This window comes from Kitasatospora sp. NPDC087271 (assembly GCF_044744605.1).
Classification (GTDB): domain Bacteria; phylum Actinomycetota; class Actinomycetes; order Streptomycetales; family Streptomycetaceae; genus Kitasatospora.
Genome location: NZ_JBIUYQ010000005.1, coordinates 313435 through 332220, shown reverse-complemented (window position 1 = coordinate 332220; position 18786 = coordinate 313435). Strand labels below are relative to the sequence as shown.

General features: G+C 73.6%; 18 protein-coding genes and 1 riboswitch. Of the genes, 10 read left to right on the top strand and 8 right to left on the bottom strand.

Annotation, left to right across the window (positions count from 1 at the left end):
* Nucleotides 1-46 precede the first annotated feature (46 nt).
* Both ACIO9K_RS11970 and ACIO9K_RS11965 read right to left on the bottom strand, forming a co-directional pair.
* The gene (locus ACIO9K_RS11970; protein WP_400328853.1) at nucleotides 47-3727 is read right to left on the bottom strand and encodes a SpoIIE family protein phosphatase; all 3681 of its coding nucleotides are present in this window, start codon (nucleotides 3725-3727) and stop codon (nucleotides 47-49) included.
* Nucleotides 3728-3930: 203 nt separating this feature from the next.
* Entirely contained in the window at nucleotides 3931-5397 is a 1467-nt protein-coding gene (locus ACIO9K_RS11965; RefSeq protein WP_400328850.1) for an MFS transporter, read from the bottom strand.
* Nucleotides 5398-5517: 120 nt separating this feature from the next.
* Here ACIO9K_RS11965 and ACIO9K_RS11960 point away from each other — a divergent pair, with 120 nt between their 5' ends.
* Complete coding sequence (locus ACIO9K_RS11960; protein ID WP_363623605.1) at nucleotides 5518-6060, top strand: helix-turn-helix domain-containing protein; 543 nt, start codon at nucleotides 5518-5520, stop codon at nucleotides 6058-6060.
* A gap of 70 nt (nucleotides 6061-6130) precedes the next feature.
* Here ACIO9K_RS11960 and ACIO9K_RS11955 read toward each other — a convergent pair whose 3' ends face one another.
* The 5 genes from ACIO9K_RS11955 to ACIO9K_RS11935 all read right to left on the bottom strand — a co-directional run bounded on the left by ACIO9K_RS11955 (nucleotide 6131) and on the right by ACIO9K_RS11935 (nucleotide 11584).
* The gene (locus ACIO9K_RS11955) at nucleotides 6131-7312 is read right to left on the bottom strand and encodes an alpha/beta hydrolase family protein (protein ID WP_400328847.1); all 1182 of its coding nucleotides are present in this window, start codon (nucleotides 7310-7312) and stop codon (nucleotides 6131-6133) included.
* Nucleotides 7313-7572: 260 nt separating this feature from the next.
* Nucleotides 7573-8367, bottom strand: a complete 795-nt coding sequence (locus ACIO9K_RS11950; protein ID WP_363623609.1) for a hypothetical protein — start codon at nucleotides 8365-8367, stop codon at nucleotides 7573-7575.
* 177 nt (nucleotides 8368-8544) lie between these two features.
* Nucleotides 8545-9633 carry a serine hydrolase domain-containing protein gene (locus tag ACIO9K_RS11945; RefSeq protein WP_400328844.1) on the bottom strand — a complete coding sequence of 363 codons (1089 nt, stop codon included), beginning with the start codon at nucleotides 9631-9633 and terminating at the stop codon, nucleotides 8545-8547.
* Nucleotides 9634-9823: 190 nt separating this feature from the next.
* Complete coding sequence (locus tag ACIO9K_RS11940) at nucleotides 9824-10891, bottom strand: glycoside hydrolase family 19 protein (RefSeq protein WP_400328966.1); 1068 nt, start codon at nucleotides 10889-10891, stop codon at nucleotides 9824-9826.
* Between the two features lie 279 nt (nucleotides 10892-11170).
* Nucleotides 11171-11584, bottom strand: a complete 414-nt coding sequence (locus ACIO9K_RS11935; protein WP_363623613.1) for an HIT family protein — start codon at nucleotides 11582-11584, stop codon at nucleotides 11171-11173.
* Nucleotides 11585-11750: 166 nt separating this feature from the next.
* On the opposite strand from ACIO9K_RS11935, the gene ACIO9K_RS11930 reads away from it, so the two are divergent.
* The gene (locus tag ACIO9K_RS11930; protein ID WP_063346479.1) at nucleotides 11751-11939 is read left to right on the top strand and encodes a DUF1508 domain-containing protein; all 189 of its coding nucleotides are present in this window, start codon (nucleotides 11751-11753) and stop codon (nucleotides 11937-11939) included.
* Between the two features lie 165 nt (nucleotides 11940-12104).
* Here ACIO9K_RS11930 and ACIO9K_RS11925 read toward each other — a convergent pair whose 3' ends face one another.
* A complete protein-coding gene (locus ACIO9K_RS11925) occupies nucleotides 12105-12800 on the bottom strand; it encodes an MSMEG_1061 family FMN-dependent PPOX-type flavoprotein (RefSeq protein ID WP_400328840.1) in 696 nt (231 codons plus the stop codon).
* Nucleotides 12801-12940: 140 nt separating this feature from the next.
* Here ACIO9K_RS11925 and ACIO9K_RS11920 point away from each other — a divergent pair, with 140 nt between their 5' ends.
* The 8 genes from ACIO9K_RS11920 to ACIO9K_RS11885 all read left to right on the top strand — a co-directional run bounded on the left by ACIO9K_RS11920 (nucleotide 12941) and on the right by ACIO9K_RS11885 (nucleotide 18772).
* The gene (locus ACIO9K_RS11920) at nucleotides 12941-13255 is read left to right on the top strand and encodes an antibiotic biosynthesis monooxygenase (RefSeq protein WP_159398348.1); all 315 of its coding nucleotides are present in this window, start codon (nucleotides 12941-12943) and stop codon (nucleotides 13253-13255) included.
* Between the two features lie 177 nt (nucleotides 13256-13432).
* A riboswitch (FMN riboswitch) is annotated at nucleotides 13433-13560 on the top strand.
* A gap of 208 nt (nucleotides 13561-13768) precedes the next feature.
* Nucleotides 13769-14431 (top strand): riboflavin synthase, encoded by a 663-nt coding sequence (locus ACIO9K_RS11915; RefSeq protein ID WP_400328837.1) that lies wholly within the window; start codon nucleotides 13769-13771, stop codon nucleotides 14429-14431.
* A 56-nt stretch (nucleotides 14432-14487) separates the two neighbouring features.
* Entirely contained in the window at nucleotides 14488-15075 is a 588-nt protein-coding gene (locus tag ACIO9K_RS11910; RefSeq protein ID WP_350883668.1) for a nicotinamide mononucleotide transporter family protein, read from the top strand.
* The gene (locus ACIO9K_RS11905) at nucleotides 15072-16349 is read left to right on the top strand and encodes a bifunctional 3,4-dihydroxy-2-butanone-4-phosphate synthase/GTP cyclohydrolase II (RefSeq protein WP_363581670.1); all 1278 of its coding nucleotides are present in this window, start codon (nucleotides 15072-15074) and stop codon (nucleotides 16347-16349) included. Before ACIO9K_RS11910 ends, ACIO9K_RS11905 begins: the two co-directional genes overlap by 4 nt.
* 76 nt (nucleotides 16350-16425) lie before the next feature.
* Entirely contained in the window at nucleotides 16426-16899 is a 474-nt protein-coding gene (gene ribH / locus ACIO9K_RS11900; RefSeq protein WP_363581672.1) for a 6,7-dimethyl-8-ribityllumazine synthase, read from the top strand.
* 100 nt (nucleotides 16900-16999) lie between these two features.
* Nucleotides 17000-17272 carry a phosphoribosyl-ATP diphosphatase gene (locus ACIO9K_RS11895; RefSeq protein ID WP_063346472.1) on the top strand — a complete coding sequence of 91 codons (273 nt, stop codon included), beginning with the start codon at nucleotides 17000-17002 and terminating at the stop codon, nucleotides 17270-17272.
* A gap of 45 nt (nucleotides 17273-17317) precedes the next feature.
* Nucleotides 17318-18166: an ATP phosphoribosyltransferase gene (gene hisG, locus ACIO9K_RS11890; protein ID WP_350883551.1), complete on the top strand. Its 849-nt coding sequence runs from the start codon at nucleotides 17318-17320 to the stop codon at nucleotides 18164-18166.
* A gap of 165 nt (nucleotides 18167-18331) precedes the next feature.
* A complete protein-coding gene (locus ACIO9K_RS11885) occupies nucleotides 18332-18772 on the top strand; it encodes a PH domain-containing protein (protein WP_350883553.1) in 441 nt (146 codons plus the stop codon).
* Nucleotides 18773-18786 lie beyond the last annotated feature (14 nt).

Here is an 18786-nt window from a genome sequence, read left to right as displayed (position 1 = left end):
GCCGTGCCACCTGGTCGCGGGCCGGATCGCCCGGTCGCGGGCCGGATCACTCGGACGGGCTGCCCGGGGGCAGTTCCAGCTCGAACCAGACCACCTTGCCGTCCCCGGTGCGGCGGCTGCCCCAGCGGTGCGCGAGCTCGTTGACCAGGTGGATGCCGCGCCCGCCCTCGTCCTCGGCGCGGGCGCGCCGGATCCGGGGCGTCTCGCTCTCCTGGTCGGCGACCTCGACGGTGAGCGCCCGGTTGCAGAACAGCCGCAGCTGGGTGGGGGATCCGGCGTGCACCAGGGCGTTGGTGATCAGCTCGCTGGTGAGCAGTTCGGCCCAGTCGGCGAGCGGTTCGAGGCCCCAGGCGACCAGCGTCTCGCGGGTGAAGCGGCGCGAGTGGGCGACCATCGCGCGGTCGCCGGTGAGCGGCAGACTGGCGATCCGGTCCGCGCCGACCGGCCGGACCTGCGCCATGATGACGGCGATGTCGTCCTCGCTGGTGGGGCCGGTGAGTTCGGCTAGGACGGCGTCGCAGGTCTGCTCCAGCGAGCGGCGCCGGTCGGCGACCGTTCGGCAGAGCAACTGCAGTCCCTCGTCGATGTCGTGGCCCCGGCGCTCGACCAGCCCGTCGGTGTAGAGCGCCAGGATGGCCTCCTCGGGGAGGGTGAACTCCACGCTCTCGAACGGGACCCCGCCAACGCCGAGCGGTGCGCCGGGCGGCAGTTCGACCAGGTGCGCCCGCCCTTGCGGATCGGCGACGACGGGCGGCAGGTGGCCGGCGCAGGCGGCGGTGCAGTGGCGGTCCACCGGGTCGTACACCACGCAGACGCAGGTGGCGAACTGGCCCTCGCCGAGCGCGCTGGAGGCCTCGTCCAGCCGGTGCAGGACGCGCTCCGGGTCCAGGTCCAGGGTGATCAACGTCCGGGCGACGGTTCGCAGTTGGCCCATGGTGGCGGCGGCCCGGATGCCGTGGCCCATCACGTCGCCGACGATCAGCGCGACCCGCCCCGAGGAGAGCGGCACGACGTCGAACCAGTCGCCGCCGACCTCGCTGACCACGCTGCTGGGCAGGTAGCGGTAGGCGAGGTCCAGGCCGAGCGTGCGGTGGATCTCCTGCGGCAGCAGGCTGCGCTGGAGGGTGAGCGCGGTGTCCCGCTCGCGCCGGTAGAGCCGGGCGTTGTCGATCGCGAGGGCGGTGCGCGCGGCGAGTTCCTCGGCCAGCGAGCGGTCCTCCGGGCCGAACGGCTCCGGGTTGCGGGTGCGGACGAACTCCGCGCCGCCCAGCACGAGTCCGCGCGCCACCAGCGGCACCATCAGGTACGAGTGCACCCCGGCGGCCAGCCCCGGCTGGACCCGGTCGGGCGAGGCGGCGATCCGGCGCATCTCCTCCTCGGTCACCTCGGAGACCAGGATCGAGCGCCGGGTGCGCAGGCTCTGGGCGTACAGCTGGGCGGACTGCGAGGTCTCGCCGACCTGGTCGGAGGCCGCCGTCATGCCGCCGCCCCGGGTCGCTTCGCCGACCGCCACCGCCCGCATCAGTATCGAATCGTTCTCCGGGACGGGGCCGGGCTCCTCGCCGCCGAGCACCGCGTCGCGCAGGTCCACGGTGACGAAGTCGGCGAAGCGCGGGATCACCACCTCCACCAACTCCTGGGCGGTGCGGTGCAGATCGAGGGTGGTGCCGATCCGGGTGCTGGCCTCGTTGAGCAGCGACAGCCGCTGCTGCGCGGCCCGGGCCTCGTCCAAAGCCCGCTGCCGGGCGGCGGCCGCGTCGCGCTCGCGGGTGAACAGCAGCGCGTTGTCGATGGACACGGCGGCCCGCACCGCCAACTCGCCGGCCAGCGCCAGGTCGTCCTCCTCGTACGGGCGCTCCACCAGGGTGCGGTAGAACCCCGCGACGCCGACCGCGGTGCCGCGCGCGATCAGCGGGACGACCATGAAGGAGTGGACGTTCTGCTCCCGCACCGCCGCGGCGCGCACCGGGTCGTCGGCGAACCAGGCCAGCCCCTCCGCGTCCATCCGCGGCACCAGGACCGGCTTGCGGTGTGCCAGGCTCCACGCGTACGGCGTGCCGGGCGCGAAGCGGTGCACCCCGCCGAGCCGGGCGACCGGCCGCAGCGTCGAGCCGGGTACCGAGTGGAAGGCCATCCGCCGCAGCAGCGCCGAACCGTCCGCCGGGGCGCGGGCCTCGCGCTCGCCGCGGACCAGGTCCTCCAGCACCTCCACCACCACGGAGTCGGCCAGCCTGGGCGTCGCCACCTCGGCCAACTCCTGCGCGGTCTGGGCGAGATCGAGCGTGGTGCCGATCCGGGTGGAGGCCACGTTGACCAGCGCCAGCCGCTCCTGGGCGGCCTTCGCCTCGCGCAGCGCCTGCTGCCGGGCCAGGACGGTCTGGTGCTGGCGCAGGTACAGCCGGGCGTTGTCGATCGCGACGGCGGCCCGCGAGGCCAGCTCGTCGCCGAGGGTGATGTCGGCCTCGGCGAACGACTCCCGGTCGCCGCGCCGCGAGTACACCACCATGCCGAGCGTGGTGCCGCGCGCCACCAGCGGGGTGATCCGCACCGAGCGCGGCCGGTCGCCGAGGTAGGCCCGGCGGTGGCTCTCGGTGATGGCCTCGCTCAGCAGCGGCAGCTCCCAGGACGGCACCACCACCGTCCGCCCGGTGGCCAGCGCCCGGGCGTACGGCGAGTCCGGCGTCAGCTCGTACAGCGATTCCACCGGCAGTGACTCGGCCGGGTACAGCGGGTCGGTGGTGGCCAGGGCCAGCCGGCGGACCAGCTGCGGCGCGTCCGGGTCGGGCGGTTCGACGTTCCGCCCGGTCACCAGCACCTCCAGCGCGAACACCCCGCTGATGTCGGCGACCCTGGGCACCATCGTGTCGGCCAGCTCCCGGGCGGTCTGCCGGAGGTCGAGCGTGGTGCCGATGGAGGCGGTCGCGTCGACCAGCAGGGCCAGCCGCTCCTGGGCCCGCGCAGCCCGGGCCTCGGCGCGGAACCGCTCGGTGACGTCGATGACGGTGGAACTCACGCCGAGCACCCGGCCGCCGGGTTCCTCCAGCCGGAAGTACGAGGCGGACCACGCGTGGTCGTGCTGCGGGTCGCCCGGGGTGCGGCCGTGCGAGCGGGTGTCCACCACCGGTTCGCCGCTCTCCAGGACCCGTCGCATCACCGCCTCCGCCTCGGCGCCGTTGATCCCGGGCAGCACCTCGGTGAGCCGGTGGCCGAGCTGCTCCTCGACGGGCAGGCCGTTGGCCCGGGCCAGCGCCTCGTTCAGCCGGACGAAGCGCAGCTCGGGGTCGAAGACGCCCATGCCGACGGGGGACTGGGTGAAGAAGCCGTCGAGCACCGCCAGGTCCGCCTGGATCCGGCGCAGCGTGGTCACGTCGGAGGCGACGGCCAGCACCAGCGTGCGGCCGTCCGGCCCGGTGATCGGATGGGTGCGGAACTCCAGGTTCACCAGATGCCCGTCCCGGTGCCGGACCGGGAACACACCGGACCAGGCCCGGCCGTGCAGGATCTGCTGGAACAGCTCCAGCACCTCGGGCCGCTGCTCCTCGGAGGTCAGCAACTTGGCGGCCTTGGCCCCGATCGCCTGCCCCGGGGAGTAGCCGAGCAGTGCCTCCGCGTCGCCGCTCCAGTGCAGGATCCGGCCGTCGGCCTCGATCAGCGCCGTCGCGATCGGCACCATCAGCAGGGCGTCCTGTTGCGGCTCGCCCAGGTGGTGTTCGTTGTCGTTCACCATGGCCAGAGAACCGTCCGGAGATCGTCCCCACCAGCCCTGCCATCTTCGCACGCGGCCCCGGCGGGCCGCTCACCGTAGCGGCTCACCGGAGCGGCGGCGGGCGCTCCGGGAAGAAGTCGTCGAGCTCCCGGCTGCACGGGCTGCACCGCGGCGCTGGCGGCGGTCGAGCGCGCGAAGTCGGCCGGGCCGACTTCCCGCGCTCCTCACCGGGTCGCGGCCCGCTCGCGGGCCGGGGCGGCCTCCGGGGCTCCGCCGCCCCGGGCTTCGGCGGCGCGGGCGACCAGGGCGAGCAGCGCGCCGACCAGGCAGAGGGCGGCGGCGACCAGAACGGCCCGGTCGGTGCCCGCCGCCAGGGCGCGGGCGGCGGCCTCCCGGCCGGGGCCGCCCGGTCGGGCCGAGCCCGCGACGGCCACGGTGACCGCGACGCCGAGCGCCGAGCCCAGGTACCGGGAGGTGTTGTTGGCACCCGAGCCCATGGCCGCCCGGTGCGCCGGGACGCTGCTGACGGCCAGCCGGGCCAGCGCCGCATTGAGCACCCCGCTGCCGACGCCCGCCACCGCCAGACCCGGCGCCAGCCGCAGCCAGCCGGAGCCGGGTGCCAGCCCGTACAGGCCCGCCTCGCCGAGGCCGCAGACCGCGAGCCCGACGGCGACCTGCGCGGTGGCCGACAGGTGCGCCGCCAGCCGCCGCGCCTGGAGCGCGGACAGCACCGACAGGCCCGACCAGAGCGCCAGCACCCCGCCCGCGGCCAGGCCGGACAGACCCAGGACGCCCTGGAGCAGGGTCGGCAGATAGCTCATGAAGCCGACCAGCGAGAGTCCGGTGAACAGGGCCCCGCCGGTGGCGGCGACGAAGCCGGGGCGGCGGAACAGCGCGAGGTCCAGCATCGGCTCCCGGACCTTCGCCTCGACCAGCCCGAACAGCGCCAGCAGCAGCACCCCGAGCAGCAGCAGCACGACGACCACCGGCCGCCCCCAGCCGCCGCGCCCCTCGGCCAGCCCGGCGATCAGGCAGGACGTCCCGGCGGCCAGCGTCAGCACCCCGTACGGATCGAGGGCGCGTGGCCGTTCGGCCCGCGACTCGGTGAGGACGGCGGCCGCGTACGCCGCCACGGCGGCCGAGACGACCGCGATCCCGCCGCTGACCGCGCGCCAGCCGGCCCACTGCCCGACCAGCGCGCCGTACACCGGGCCGACGGCGATGCCGAGGCCGACGGCGGCGCCCCAGACCCCGAGTGCCCGGATCCGGCCCGGGCCGGGTGGGTGGGCGTGGCTGATCAGGCCGAGCGCGGGTGCCAGGACGGCGGCCGAGGCGACGCCGAGCAGCACCCGGGCGGCCAGGTAGACGGCGCCGCCGGGGGCCAGCGCGGCCAGCGTCTCGGCGGCCGCGAACAGCAGCACGCCGAAGGTGAAGACCCGCTTGCGGCCGTGGTCGTCGGCGGCGCTTCCGGCGGTGAGCAGCAGGGCGGAGATGCCGACCAGGGTGCCGGTGAGGATCCAGGTCCGGCCGGTGGCCCCGAGGTGCGCGCCCTGGGCGGTGGCGGCGAGCGAGGCGGTGGGGGCGGTGTAGGCGACGGTGACCAGCGCGGTCGCGGCTGCGGTGGCGGCCAGGGTGGCGCGGGGCCGGACGGGCGCGGTGACGGGGGAGGAGCCGGGTGGTGCGGGGGACATGGGGTGTTCCTCCGGAGCGCGGACCTTAGGTCTGGTGAATGAACCTTCGTCTCGATCGGCACGCTACCACCATTGGTCTGTTCATTGAACCCGCTGTCCGGGTGGACTACGCTGACCCGCATGGCGCTGGGAACCGACTACGAGCAGCAGGACTGCGCACTGGCCCGCGCCCTGGAGGTGGTCGGCGAACGCTGGAGCCTGCTGATCCTCCGCGACGCCTTCTACGGAGTGCAGCGTTTCAACGACTTCCTCGCCCACCTCGGCATCCCCCGCGCCGTCCTCACCGCCCGCCTCAACGCCCTGGTCGCGGCCGGGGTGCTGCGCAAGGAGCCGTACCAGCAGGCGCCGCTGCGCCACGGCTACCTGCTCACCGAGACCGGCCTCGAACTGTGGGGGCCGCTCTACCAGTTGAGTCGCTGGGGCGGCCGCCACGCGACCGCGGGCGGTCCGCACCACCTGTTCGCGCACGCCGTCTGCGGCACCGACCTGGACGTCGTCGGCGCCTGCCCGCGGTGCGGTGGCGCACCCGTCCCGCCGGCCGAGATCGCGATGCGCCCCAACCCCGCCCGCGGCGACGCGCACCGGGACGACCCGGTCTCCCGCTCCCTGGTCCGCCCGCACCGGCTGCTCGAACCGATCGCCTCGGCGGCGCCGGCCGCATAGCGAACGGCGGGCGACGGACGGCGGCGCGGCCGCCGGCAGGCTGCCGACGGCCGCGCCCACCACACCCGGGTCACGGCTGGAACGACACCTCCGGATTGGCGGCGGTCGGCCCGTCGAGGAGCGGCTGCCGCACGCCCTTCAGCTGGAGGTCGAAGAAGGCCGCCACGTACGAGCGGGTGAGCTCCGCGCCCCGCTCGCCCGACATCGTGGTGCCGGGAGGCTGGGGCAGGTTGAGCTTCTCGAAGAACAGCGGGAAGTCGGTGAAGGTGCCGTGGTTGGAGCCGGCGAAGGTCAACCAGCGCTTCCAGCCGTCGAGGTGTGCCCAGCTCTCCGTCCAGCTGCTGTCCTCGGCGCCGTCGGGCAGCGGGTGGCCGATCATCAGGAAGGGCTTGCCGTCGATCCCGGAGGCGGGGACCGTGACGTCCATGGTGCCGTCCAGGTCCACCCCGGCCCGGATCCGGTCGTCGGCGAGCAGGGACGGGACGGTCGAGGCGCCGCCGGCCGAGTGCCCGGCCATCCCGATCCGGTCGCGGTCGATCATGCGGGCGTAGCGCCACGCCGGGTGGGGGCGGGCGGTCAGCTGGTCGAGGACGAAGGAGACGTCCTTCGCCCGGCTGTTGTCCACGGCCGCCCAGGACTCCGGGGTCGTCAGCTTGTCGCACAGCAGGCACGGGAGGGTCTGCCCGTCGGGGAACGTCGTCCCGGTGTTCTCGTAGGTGTGGTCGACCAGCGCGACGACGTACCCGCGGCTGGTCAGGTCCTCGGCGAGGCCGCTCAGCGAGGCCCGCGGCATGGTGAAGCCCGGCGACAGCACCACCAGCGGGAAGTGGCCGCCCTGCGGGCGCGCGTCGGACTTCGCCCAGGTCCGGGTGCCGGTGACCGTCTCGGTCGGGATGGTGTTGCCCGGGAGCTTCCCGTCCAGCAACATCCGGGCGGCCGCAGGGGTCATGTACGGGGCCGCGCTGCCCGTCCCGTCCTTCGCGGGGTAGTACATCGACACCATCAGCTGGCGCGGACCGGCGGAGGGGACCCACGGATCCGGGCGGTCCCGGTCCACCAGGTGCAGGATCTCCTGCCCGACCGCGTACGGGCCGGTCGGGCGCGGCAGGTCGACGTGGACGGCGGCGGGGGCGGGAGTGGAGGCGTTCGTCAGGGCGGCGGGAGCGGCCAGCGCCGGCGCGGCGGCGGCGACGGACAGCGGCAGGGTGAGCAGCAGGGCTGCCGCGGCCGTGGTGGTGCGAAGTCGGTTCATGTGAGGGACGGTAGGCCGGGGGAGCGGAAGTTGACGTCCACTCAGCGGCGTAGAGATCCCTTCCGGGATGTGCGGGCGGGGACCCTTAGGGGTCGGCCGAATGGACGCCGGCCGAACCGGGCCGAACCGAACCGGACCGAACCAGGCCGGGCCAGGCCGGGCCGGGCCGGACCGAACCAGGCCGGAGTCGTTGAGGAATCGAACTCGAACTCACCGCGGAGCAGCGAGCTCGGGAGCCCACCCCTCGGATCGTCCGCCGGTCAGAGGCTCCGGGCCCGGACCTCCTCGACGAAGGCCGCCGCCGCACCGGCGTTCGGCACCGGGAGGGTGAGCGGCAGGCCGGCCGAGTGCGTCCGGATCTCCAGTTCCCCGAGCTCCGAGGCCCGCGCGGACTGCACCTCCGTCCACCGGAACGACTCCGTCGCGGCGAGCGGGTGCGGCGGCCGGTGCACCAGCCCGCCGGCCGTCAGCGTCAGCCGCCCCCGGGCGAACCGGACGCCGCCCTCCGTGCGCAGCGCCTCGTGCAGTGCGGCCCGGAGGGTCGGGCGGAGTCGCTCGTCGAGCTCCCGGAACAGCTCGTCCAGCCGTCGCAGGTGCGCCAGTGCCAGTGGCTCGTCCGCGCCGACCAGCCAGATCCGGCCCTGCTCGCCCACTCCGTGCCGCCCGCCGGGGGCGTACTCGGTGGCCTCCACCGCACTCCACGGCAGGGGCTGCTCCGCGCCGTCCGCCCCGACCAGCACCAGCCCGCGCTCGTGCACCCGGACGGCCCGCAGGCCCGGCGCCGGCCGCAGCCGCCCGTACCCGCTCGCGGCCGTGATCGCCGCCGCGGCCACCACGGGCGCGGGCCACCACTCCCCGCTCGCCAGCCAGGCCGCCCCGGCGACAGCGGCCGCCGCCGCGTCCAGCCAGGCCCGCGTCGGCCATGGCAGCGGCCGGAATCGCCGGTACACCCGCACCGCGCGGCCGAGCCGCCCGTCGCCGTCCGCGACCGACCGAGCCCGCGACAAGGGCCACACCACCGCCACCTCGGCCACCTCCCGCTGAGCGAACACCACAACCGGAACCGCGACTGTCAGATCCTCAGCATCGACCGACCGCCGCGCCCTCGAACAGGGCCAATTCGTACCTCTTGGCCCTGAAACGACCTCACCCCATCCTCCACCTCACTCCGCCGACGGCCGCACCCGGTCCTCCGCCGGGCCCGCTCACCGCCACGCCCCGGCCCCGGCTCGTCAGCTCGTCGTCGCGTACTCGTTCTGCAGCGTGCGCAGCAGGGCCGTCCCGGCCGGATCGGCGGAGCGGCGGGTGTTCACCAGGACCACCACCCCCACCTGCTTCTCCGGATCGAAGGCCACGAAGGAGCGGAACCCGCCCGTGCCGCCGTTGTGCCAGATCTGCAGGTGGCCGCCCTGCTGGCTGTGCAGGCGGTGGCCGAGCCACCCCAGGTGCGTCCAGGCGAACGGGTTGACCCGGTGCCGGGTCTCCCGGGTGAGCGTGATCGCGGGCGCCAGCGGCGCGTCCGGCTCGCGGTCGGCGGCCAGCTGGGCCCGCAGGAGTATCGCCAGGTCGGAGGCGGTCGACCGGAGCCCGCCCATGCCGGAAATGTCCGCGAAGTTCCAGTACGGCACGGGCCGCCCGCCGGAGGTGTGCCCGTGCGCCAGCCGCTCGGACTGCTCCCGGCCCGAGCGCACGTGGGTGTCCACCAGCCCCAGCGGCTCGCATATCTCGCGCGCCACCAGCTCCTCGTAGCCGGTGCCGGTCCGGTGGGCGAGGGCCAGGCCGAGCAGCCCGGCGCCGAGGTTGGAGTAGCGGAAGCCGCGCCCGGGGGTGGCCCGCAGTCTCGTCCGGGCCAGCCCGGCGAGGACGTACTCGGTGCTGCAATGCGCGTACGGATCGGGTTTGTTGGGATTGAGCAGCGCAGTCGCCAGCATGCCCCGGGGCAGCCGGGGGAGCCCGGAGGTGTGGGTGGCGAGGTGTCGCAGGGTGATCGGCTGCCCGCCCCTGGCCGGGACGGCGGCACCGTCGGGCCGTACGTCGGCGAGCACGTCGGCGAGCGGTTCGTCGAGCGGGTCGTCGAGCCCGGTGGCGGTCCCGCCGGAGTCGGCGAGCACCAGCCGCGCGAGGGCGAGCGAGGTGAACACCTTGGTGACGGAGCCGACTTCGAACAGGGTGTGCGGCCCGGGCACGGCGCCGCCCGGACCGGTCCGCCCGGCGCCGCGGATCTCCACGGCGCCGCCGGCCAGCCCGGCGACCACCGCGCCGACGTGCTGGCCCGCGAGCCGGTCGGCGGTCTGTTGCACGAGGCGGGCGAGTTCGTTCATGCCTTGAGCGTAGGGGGCCGCGACCTGCGAAGTCGTCCGCCGGAACGACGATTTCAACCGCCCTCCGCTGCTCCTGCGGGAGTACGCCCCCCACGTGAGTACGCCCCGCTACGCTCGGCAGCGTACGGACACCACGGTGTGATGGCCGGTCCGGGCGTAGCGGGGCGCGTGGTGGGGCGGGGGCAAGCCGTCAGCAGCTCAGGTTGCCCCCGGGGACGGTGCCGAGGATCTGGACGAAGCTCTGGTACAGGCTGATCCGGTGCTGCATCTGGGCGGTGTTGTTGCCGTTGCACTCCAGCGAGCCGTTGATGCTGCGGATCGTCTCACCGAAGCCGTACCCGTTGACCATGGCGTTGTGCGCGGTCATGGTGCCCGGCCCGTTCTGGGTGTTCCAGTACCAGAGGCCGGTCTTCCAGGCCACCGCAGGGTCGGTCTGCACCAGGTTCGGATTGTGCAGCAGGTCGATGCCGAGCGCGTCGCCGGCGGCCTTGTAGTTGAAGTTCCAGCTCAGCTGGATCGGCCCGCGCCCGTAGTACGCGGCCTGCCCGGCCGGGCACCCGTACGGTTGCGAGGCGTCGCAGTAGTGCGGGTAGTTGGCGGTGTTCTGCTCGACCACGTACACCAGTCCGCCGGTCTCGTGGCTGACGTTGGCGAGGAACGCGGCGGCCTCCTGCCGGCGCACGGTGTCGCTGCCGGTGGCCGCGAAGCCGGGGTAGGCGCCGAGCGAGTCGAGCAGGCCCTGGTAGGTGTAGAAGGAGTTCCGGCCCGGGAACATCTGGTCGAACTGGGCCTGGCTGACCGGGAATCCGCCCGGGTTGGGCGGCTGGGTCGAGCCGCAGCCGTACGGCTCCCAGTACCAGGTGCTGATGACCGGGTCGTAGCCCGGGTTGTCGTGGGTGGCGCGGTAGTAGCCGCCGTTGGTGTACCGGACGATGTCGCCGGCGACGTAGGCGCGGCCGGCGACCCAGGCGGGGTAGTCGCAGGCGCCGGACGTCGGGGTCGGCGTCGGGTCGGTGGACCCGCCGCAGGAGCCCTGGTCGGCCCAGACCCCGGTGCCGCCGGTGCTCGGGGGCTCGTTCTGGGTCCACCACTTGGCGGTCCAGTTGTGACCGTTGTACGAGACGGCCGCGCCGCCGGTGTAGGCGGTGGCCGCGCTCCACGGCGTGCCGCAGGCGGCGGCGCTGGCGGAGGCGGGGAGGAGCACCGCGACCGCCAGCGCCGTGACCACGGCGGAGAGCAGCGCGAGCAGGCGTTTCATTGACACGTCATCACCCCTTGTGCGGTGGGGGCCGCACGTCGTCGTGACAGGGACTTGAACGGGGCAGGGGAGCCGGGTCCCGTGCGGGGGTGCGCCAGGGGAAGGCGGCCGACCGGGGTGTGGGCCGGTGCGGGGCCGTGAAGGCGACTCAAGCGGAGTGTTCTATACCTGTCAAGAGAGTGGGTGGAACCGGCTCACAAATGCGGTGCGCACGCCCCCCGGCGCCCCCGCGAGCCCTCCCGGCCTCCAAGCGTCGCCCTCGGCCCGTCGCGAGCCCCCTCAGTCGCCGAGCGCCGCGCGCAGTCGGGCCGCGACCTCCCCCGCCCCCGCCTCGTCCGGGTACTTCCCCCGCGGCCAGAAGAAGCCGCGCAGCCCGTCCTTCGGATTGCGCGGCACCACGTGGACGTGCAGATGCGGCACCGACTGGCTGATCCGGTTGTTCGCCGCCACGAAGCTGCCCGCCGCGCCCAATCCGCGCTCCACCGCGGCGGCCACCCGCTGCACCTGGAGGAAGAACGGCCCCACGTCGGCGGCCGGCAGGTCCGCCAGGGTGCGGTGGTGGGCGCGCGGGACGACCAGCACGTGACCGGGGAACAGTGGCCGCCGGTCCAGGAAGGCCACCGCCGCCGCGTCGTCCAGCACCCGGTGCGCGGGCTCCTCGCCCGCCACCACCGCACAGAAGACGCAGTCCATCCGCCCATTCAAACCACCGGCGGCCGCCCCGGCACCTCCGCGATCGCGCGGTTGCGGGGCGTCACCCGTCCGGCCTCGAGCGGGTGCGGCCTCCGGGGCGGGTGGCGCACGGTGCTGGAGGGGGTCGACCAGAGGCGCGCCGTGCGCCGCACGAGGAGGTGGCCCGATGGCGGGCAAGTTCGAGGTCTACGAGGACGCCGGCGGCAAGTACCGGTTCCGGCTCAAGGCGGGCAACGGCGAGATCGTCGCCACCGGCCAGGGCTACTCCAGCAAGGAGGCCGCCCACAAGGGCGTCGAGGCCGTCCAGCGGGCGGCCAGCGACGCGCCGGTGGTGGACGTGCCCAAGGCCGCCTGAGCGCGCCGAGCGCCGAGCGCCGAGTGCCGACACCGAGTGCCGAGCACCGAGCGTCGAGCGTCGAGCGCCGAGTGCCGACACCGAGTGCCGAGCACCGAGCGTCGAGCGCCGCCCGCCACGCGGCAGCACGCCGTGTGGCGGAAGGCGCCGCCCGCGCCGCGGTCGTCACTCGTAGCGGTGGAGCAGCGCCTCCCGCTCGGTCTGCTCGATCATCTCGATGGTCAGCGAGTCGTCCCGCAGGTGCGAGAGGGTGATCTCGGCCGAGGTCGGCTGCGCGTCCTTGGCCAGCCAGTTCTCCGGCTTCCACGCCGAGCCGCGCAGGAAGGACTTCGGGCAGTGCGCGTACACCTCCTCGACGGCCACCACGATCGCGCTGCGCGGGGGCTTCCCGACGGCGGTCAGCTGCCGCAGCAGCTCCGGGTCGGTGGAGACGCAGGCCCGCCCGTTGACCCGGAGCGTGGTGTCCCGGCCCGGAACGACGAAGAGCAGCCCGACCCGGCCGTTCTCCAGGATGTTGTGCAGGGTGTCCAACCGCTTGTTGCCGGTGGCGTCCGGGATGGCCAGGGTGTGCTCGTCGAGGACGGAGACCACCCCGGCCGGCCCGCCGCGCGGGGAGACGTCGCAGCGCCCGGCGGCGTCCGAGCTCGCCACGAACACCAGCGAGGAGCAGGCGATCAGCCGCCGCGCGACCTCGTGCAGGTGGTCGACCTGCTTGCGGCGCGCGTGGTCGCCGGGCTGCTCGTAGATCTCGCGCAGCTGCGCCGGGTCGGTCAGCGCCCCGGCGCCGAGAGCGGCGAACAGGCTGCCCGGCGCATCCGGGGCGGCGGTTGACGGCATGACAGATTCCGGTGTGCTGGTCATACCGGAAATCTAGCCGAGCCCCTTCCCGGAGCCCCCGGCCGCCGGCGGTGCAGTCCTCGGTAAAGCTTCCCCGCCACCCCTCCCCACCAGCGGTTTTACCGTGATAATGGGGCCAGGCGCTCCGCTCGGAGGTGGTGGTCGTGATCGTGAGGATCTGGGCCGGGCAGGTCCTGGCCGGTCGCATCGAGGAATTCTGTGTGCTGCTGACAACCCAGGTGATCCCGCAGCTCGGGCGGACCGACGGTTGCCTGGGCGGTGAACTGCTGCGCTCGGTGACCGAGGACGGACACCGGGTGCTCGTGGTGAGCCGCTGGCGCGACGAGGCGGCCCTGCGCGGGTACGCGGGGCCGATGTGGCGGATCCGGCCGGTCTGGTCGGAGGGCGAGCTGTGCTACCTCGCGCACCCGCCGGTGGTCACCCACTTCACGTCGATCGCCGCGCCCGCCACGCTCTGACCGCGCCCGCTACTTTCCGTACGCACCTGCCACTTTCCGTGTGCGCCCGCCACGTTGTGGGCGTCACCTACCACCCGGCCGCACATTCCCCGCATCCGCGTGAAACAGGCCACAGCGGAAGGCTCTCCCTGGGCTTGCGCACGCCATGGCAGAATGACCCCAACAGCAGTGACGTTCAGCGCACTCCGGGGTCGGTGAAAATCCGAACCGGCGGTTACAGTCCGCGACCCGTCCGCAGCCAGCGGCCGGTTGACCAGGTGAAATTCCTGGACCGACGGTTAAAGTCCGGATGGGAGGCGTGCGCGGGCGGACGAAGAGCAGTATCCGTGGTCCCCCGGTGGACCGCGGCCAGGTGAACGGCGGGAGAGGTGTCTCCCGTGCCGGGCGAGCGATCTCCCGGCGGCCTCGGCATCCCGGCGACGGGTCGTGCCGTCGGCTCGCGCGCCGTTGCCCGTCCGTGTCATCTCCCATGCCGCCCCGGAGTCCGCGCCCCCAAGCGCGAGGAGAACCCGGGTGTTCACCGGCATCATCGAAGAGCTCGGCGAGGTCGTGTCGATCGAGGAGATCGGCGACTCCTCGCGAATCCGCCTGCGCGGCCCGGTGGTCTGTACGGGTGCGCGGCACGGCGACTCCATCGCGGTCAACGGCGTCTGCCTGACCGTCGTCGACAGCCCGGACCAACTGGCGGCCGATACGGGCGAGTTCAGCGCCGACGTGATGGCCGAGACGCTGCACCGCTCCAGCCTCGGCGAGTTGAAGCCCGGCTCCCGGGTCAACCTGGAGCGCGCCATGGCGCTCGGCGACCGGCTCGGCGGCCACCTCGTCCAGGGCCATGTCGACGCCACCGGCACGCTGTTGGGCCGGGAGCCCGGCGAGCGCGACGCGGCCGGCGACCTGCGCTGGGAGGTGCTGCGCTTCTCGCTGCCCGGCACCATCTCCCGCTACCTGGTGGAGAAGGGCTCGATCACGGTCGACGGCGTCAGCCTCACCGTGGTGGAGCCCGCCCGGGACAGCTTCACCGTCAGCCTCATCCCCACGACCCTCGCGCTGACCTCGCTCGGCGCCAAGGCCGTCGGCGAGAGCGTCAACCTCGAAGTGGACGTGCTCGCCAAGTACGTCGAGCGACTGCTCGACTCCCGCACCCTTCCCCCGACGATCGCCGGAGAGTCCAAGTGAACTGGCTCAGCGGAGAAGCGTTCACCGTCTTCGGCGAGCACGTGAAGTGGGCCGACATGTTCGGCAACCTGCTCGGCCTGGCCGGGCTGGCCTTCGGCTGGCGCCGCTCGGTCTGGAGCTGGCCGCTCCAACTCCTGTCCGGCGCCGTGCTGATCGCCGCCTACCTCGGGGGCCACGTCCCCGGCCTGATCGGCAAGCAGCTGATCGTGCTCGTCACCGCCGCCTGGGGCTGGGCCCAGTGGCGGCGGGGCCGCCGGGACACCGGCACGATCGCCGTCCGCTTCGCCACCTGGCCCGAGCGGGCCGCCCTCGTGGTCGGCACCGCGGCCGGCACCGTCGCGCTGGCCTGGCTGTTCACGGCCCACCCCAGCCTGTCCTGGAGCCCCTGGTCGGACGCCTACATCTTCGTCGGCACGCTGGCCGCGATGGTCGCCCAGGCCCGTGGCTGGCTGGAGTTCTGGTTCGCCTGGATCGCCGTCGACGTGGTCGGCGTCCCGCTCGCCTTCAACAACGGCTACCCCTTCTCCGGTCTCACCTACTCGATCTACTTCGTCCTGGTGCTGCTCGGCCTGCGCTCCTGGTGGCTGAGCAGTCGTGAGCCGCGCGTCAACTCCGCCACCGTCCCGCAGGGAGTCACGGTATGACCGAGAACCACACCGCCGACCGCGACCGCGAGGCGGCACCCGAACTCGTCCTCGACCCGGTCGAGCGCGCGATCGCCGACATCGCCCTCGGCCGCGCCGTGATCGTGGTCGACGACGAGGACCGCGAGAACGAGGGCGACATCGTCTTCGCCGCCTCCGCCGCCACCCCCGAGCTGATGGCCTTCACCATCCGCTACAGCTCCGGCGTGATCTGCGCCCCGCTGACCGGTGAGGAGCTGGACCGGCTCAAGCTGCCGCCGATGACCCAGGTCAACGAGGACCGCAAGGGCACCGCGTACACCGTCTCGGTGGACGCCCGGGAGGGGGTCGACACCGGCATCTCCGCCGCCGACCGCGCCCGCACCGTCCGGCTGCTGTCCTCGCCCGGCACCGAGCCCGGCGACCTCACCCGCCCCGGGCACGTGTTCCCGCTGCGCGCGGTCGAGGGCGGCGTGCTGGTGCGCCCCGGCCACACCGAGGCCGCCGTCGACCTGGCCCGGCTCGCCGGACTGCCGCCGGCCGGTGCGATCGCCGAGGTGGTCAACGACGACGGCACCATGGCCCGGCTGCCCGAGCTGGTCGCCTTCGCCCGCGAGCACGGCCTCGCGATCATCTCCATCGAGGACCTGATCGCCTACCGTCGCCGCACCGAACTGCACGTCGACCGGGCCGCCGTGACCGCCCTGCCCACCGTCCACGGCGAGTTCACGGCCGTCGGCTACCAGGGCACCATCGACGGCGTCGAGCACATCGCGCTGGTGGCCGGCGGCCTCGGCGCGGACGGCCGGCTGCCCGAGGGCGAGGACGTCGTGGTCCGGGTCCACTCCGAGTGCCTGACCGGCGACGTCTTCGGCTCGCTGCGCTGCGACTGCGGCCCCCAGCTGGAGGCCTCGCTGCACAAGGTCGCGGAGTCCGGCCGCGGCGTGGTGCTCTACCTGCGCGGCCATGAGGGCCGGGGGATCGGCCTGGCCCACAAGCTGCGCGCCTACGAACTCCAGGAGCAGGGGCGCGACACCGTCGACGCCAACCTCGACCTCGGCCTGCCGGCCGACGCCCGCGACTACAGCATCGCGGCGCAGATGCTGGTGGACCTCGGCGTCCGCTCGCTCACCCTGCTCACCAACAACCCGGAGAAGCTCACCGCGCTCACCGAGCACGGTCTCAAGGTCAAGGGGCGCGAAGCGGTCGAGATCGCGCCGGGTGAGCACAACCTGCGCTACCTGCGCACCAAGCGCGACCGGATGGGCCACGACCTGCCCGGCCTCGACTCCTGAACCCTCCCCACGCCTCACGCACCACGCCCCACGCCTCACGCACCACGCCCCACCACGACGGACAGGAAGAACGAACATGAGCGGCCACGGAGCCCCCGAGCTGACCATCGACGGCGCCGCCGACCTCAAGGTCGCCGTCGTCGCCGCCCAGTGGCACGACGTCGTGATGAACGGCCTGCTGGACGGTGCCCACCGGGCGCTCAAGGAACTGGGCGTCACCGAGCCGACCGTGCTGCGCGTCCCCGGCACCTTCGAGCTGCCGGTCGCCGCCAAACGCCTCGCCGACCACGGCTACGACGCGGTCGTCGCCCTCGGCGTGGTGATCCGCGGCGGCACCCCGCACTTCGACTACGTCTGCCAGGCGGCCACCGCCGGCCTCACCCAGGTGACCGTCGACACCGGCGTCCCGGTCGGCTTCGGCGTGCTGACCTGCGACAACGAGGAGCAGGCACTCGACCGCGCCGGCCTGCCCGGCTCCGCGGAGGACAAGGGCCACGAGGCCGTCACCGCCGCCGTCGCGACCGCCGCGGTGCTGCGCGCCGCGCTCTGAGCGCACCGCCCCGACCCGGACCGTGGACGTCCAACGGACTGTCCACGGTCCGGGACCGTTTACCGCCGGTCAGCCCGCACGCCGTAAGGTGAGTCCCATCATGGCTTCGAAGACATTCGAGGAGCTCTTCGCCGAGCTCCAGCAGAAGGCCGCCACCGGCGACCCCTCGTCCTCCCGTACCGCGCAGCTCGCCCAGCAGGGCGTCCATGCGATCGGCAAGAAGGTCGTCGAGGAGGCCGCCGAAGTCTGGATGGCCGCCGAGTTCCAGACGGACGAGCAGACCGCCGAGGAGATCTCACAGCTCCTGTACCACGTTCAGGTGATGATGATCGCCCGCGGGCTGACGCTCGACGACGTCTACAAGTACCTCTAAACCCGAACCGCACGCCCCTCCCCACAGGTAAGGAACCAACCTCCCATGCTGCGCATCGCCGTCCCCAACAAGGGTTCTCTCTCGGGTCCCGCGGCGGAGATGCTCCATGAGGCCGGCTACCGCCAGCGGAAGGACCCCAAGGAGCTCGTCCTCGTCGACCCGAACAACGAGGTCGAGTTCTTCTTCCTGCGCCCGCGCGACATCGCCGTCTACGTCGGCTCCGGCCGCCTGGACATCGGCATCACCGGCCGCGACCTGCTGCTGGACTCGCACTCCAACGCCGAAGAGGTGCTCGCGCTCGGCTTCGCCGCGTCGACCTTCCGCTTCGCCCGCCCCGAAGGCGTGGCCGTCGAGGACGTCAAGGGCCTGGAGGGCCTGCGGATCGCGACCTCCTACACCGGCCTGGTCGAGCAGCACCTCGCCGACCACGGCGTGAAGGCGACCGTCACCAAGCTGGACGGCGCGGTGGAGACCGCGGTGCAGCTGGGCGTCGCCGACGTGATCGCCGACGTGGTGGAGACCGGCACCAGCCTGCGCAACGCCGGCCTGGAGGTGTTCGGCGAGCCGATCCTGATCTCGGACGCCGTGGTGATCCGCCCCAAGGGCGCGGGCGAGGACACCAGGGTGGACCAGTTCCTGCGCCGCCTCCAGGGCGTGCTGGTGGCCCGCCGCTACGTGCTGATGGACTACGACATCCGCGCCGAGAAGGTCGGTGCCGCCGTGGCGCTCACCCCCGGCCTGGAGTCGCCGACCGTCTCCCCGCTGCACACCGAGGGCTGGGTGGCGGTGCGCTCGATGGTGCTCCGCAAGGAGGCCCAGCAGATCATGGACGACCTGTGGGGCATCGGCGCCCGGGCCATCCTGGTCACCAACATCCACGCCTGCCGCCTCTGAACCGGTGCGGCGGCGACCTCGCCCGCCGTGGTGCGGGTAAGGAACGGTTGAATGGGGCGGGGACGCTGACCGGCGTCCCCGCCCTTCGTCCGGATCCGCCCGCTGCCCGGAACCGTCGTTCCCGGGAACGACCGTTCCCCCGAACCACCCCACCGGAGACCCCACGTGTCCACGCCGCCCGTCGAGTTCCCCGTCACCTGGGCGCCGCGCCGCACCCGCGCCGTGCTGCTGCCGGTCTGCGCGCTGCTGGTGGTGCTGTTCGCCGTGATGGCCGTGGCGCTCCCGGAGAACTGGCAGCTCAACGACCGGATCATGATGGCGGGCAGCGGCGTGCTGTTCGCGTGCGTGGGCCTGATGCTGGCCCGCCCCCGGGTGAGCGCCGACGCGCAGGGCGTGACGGTGGTCAACTTCGTCCGCAGCCGCCGGCTCACCTGGGCCGAGATCGTCCGGGTCAACTTCCGCCAGGGCGACCCGTGGGCCACCCTCGACCTGGCCGACGGCACCTCGCTCGCCGCGGTCGGCATCCAGTCCGGCGTCGGCAAGGACCAGGCGATCGCGCACGCCCGCGCCCTGCGCGACCTGGTCGAGCACCACGCCGGGGCCTGAGCCCCGCAGCGCCG

Coding starts and splice junctions, on each gene's coding strand:
- ACIO9K_RS11970 (WP_400328853.1), bottom strand. CDS start 3,727: ATGGTGAACGACAACGAACACCACCTGGGCGAGCCGCAACAGGACGCC.
- ACIO9K_RS11940 (WP_400328966.1), bottom strand. CDS start 10,891: ATGAAACGCCTGCTCGCGCTGCTCTCCGCCGTGGTCACGGCGCTGGCG.
- ACIO9K_RS11960 (WP_363623605.1), top strand. CDS start 5,518: ATGGCGCTGGGAACCGACTACGAGCAGCAGGACTGCGCACTGGCCCGC.
- ACIO9K_RS11945 (WP_400328844.1), bottom strand. CDS start 9,633: ATGAACGAACTCGCCCGCCTCGTGCAACAGACCGCCGACCGGCTCGCG.
- ribH (WP_363581672.1), top strand. CDS start 16,426: ATGAGCGGCCACGGAGCCCCCGAGCTGACCATCGACGGCGCCGCCGAC.
- ACIO9K_RS11965 (WP_400328850.1), bottom strand. CDS start 5,397: ATGTCCCCCGCACCACCCGGCTCCTCCCCCGTCACCGCGCCCGTCCGG.
- ACIO9K_RS11955 (WP_400328847.1), bottom strand. CDS start 7,312: ATGAACCGACTTCGCACCACCACGGCCGCGGCAGCCCTGCTGCTCACC.
- ACIO9K_RS11935 (WP_363623613.1), bottom strand. CDS start 11,584: ATGGACTGCGTCTTCTGTGCGGTGGTGGCGGGCGAGGAGCCCGCGCAC.
- ACIO9K_RS11905 (WP_363581670.1), top strand. CDS start 15,072: ATGACCGAGAACCACACCGCCGACCGCGACCGCGAGGCGGCACCCGAA.
- ACIO9K_RS11930 (WP_063346479.1), top strand. CDS start 11,751: ATGGCGGGCAAGTTCGAGGTCTACGAGGACGCCGGCGGCAAGTACCGG.
- ACIO9K_RS11910 (WP_350883668.1), top strand. CDS start 14,488: ATGTTCGGCAACCTGCTCGGCCTGGCCGGGCTGGCCTTCGGCTGGCGC.
- hisG (WP_350883551.1), top strand. CDS start 17,318: ATGCTGCGCATCGCCGTCCCCAACAAGGGTTCTCTCTCGGGTCCCGCG.
- ACIO9K_RS11925 (WP_400328840.1), bottom strand. CDS start 12,800: ATGACCAGCACACCGGAATCTGTCATGCCGTCAACCGCCGCCCCGGAT.
- ACIO9K_RS11895 (WP_063346472.1), top strand. CDS start 17,000: ATGGCTTCGAAGACATTCGAGGAGCTCTTCGCCGAGCTCCAGCAGAAG.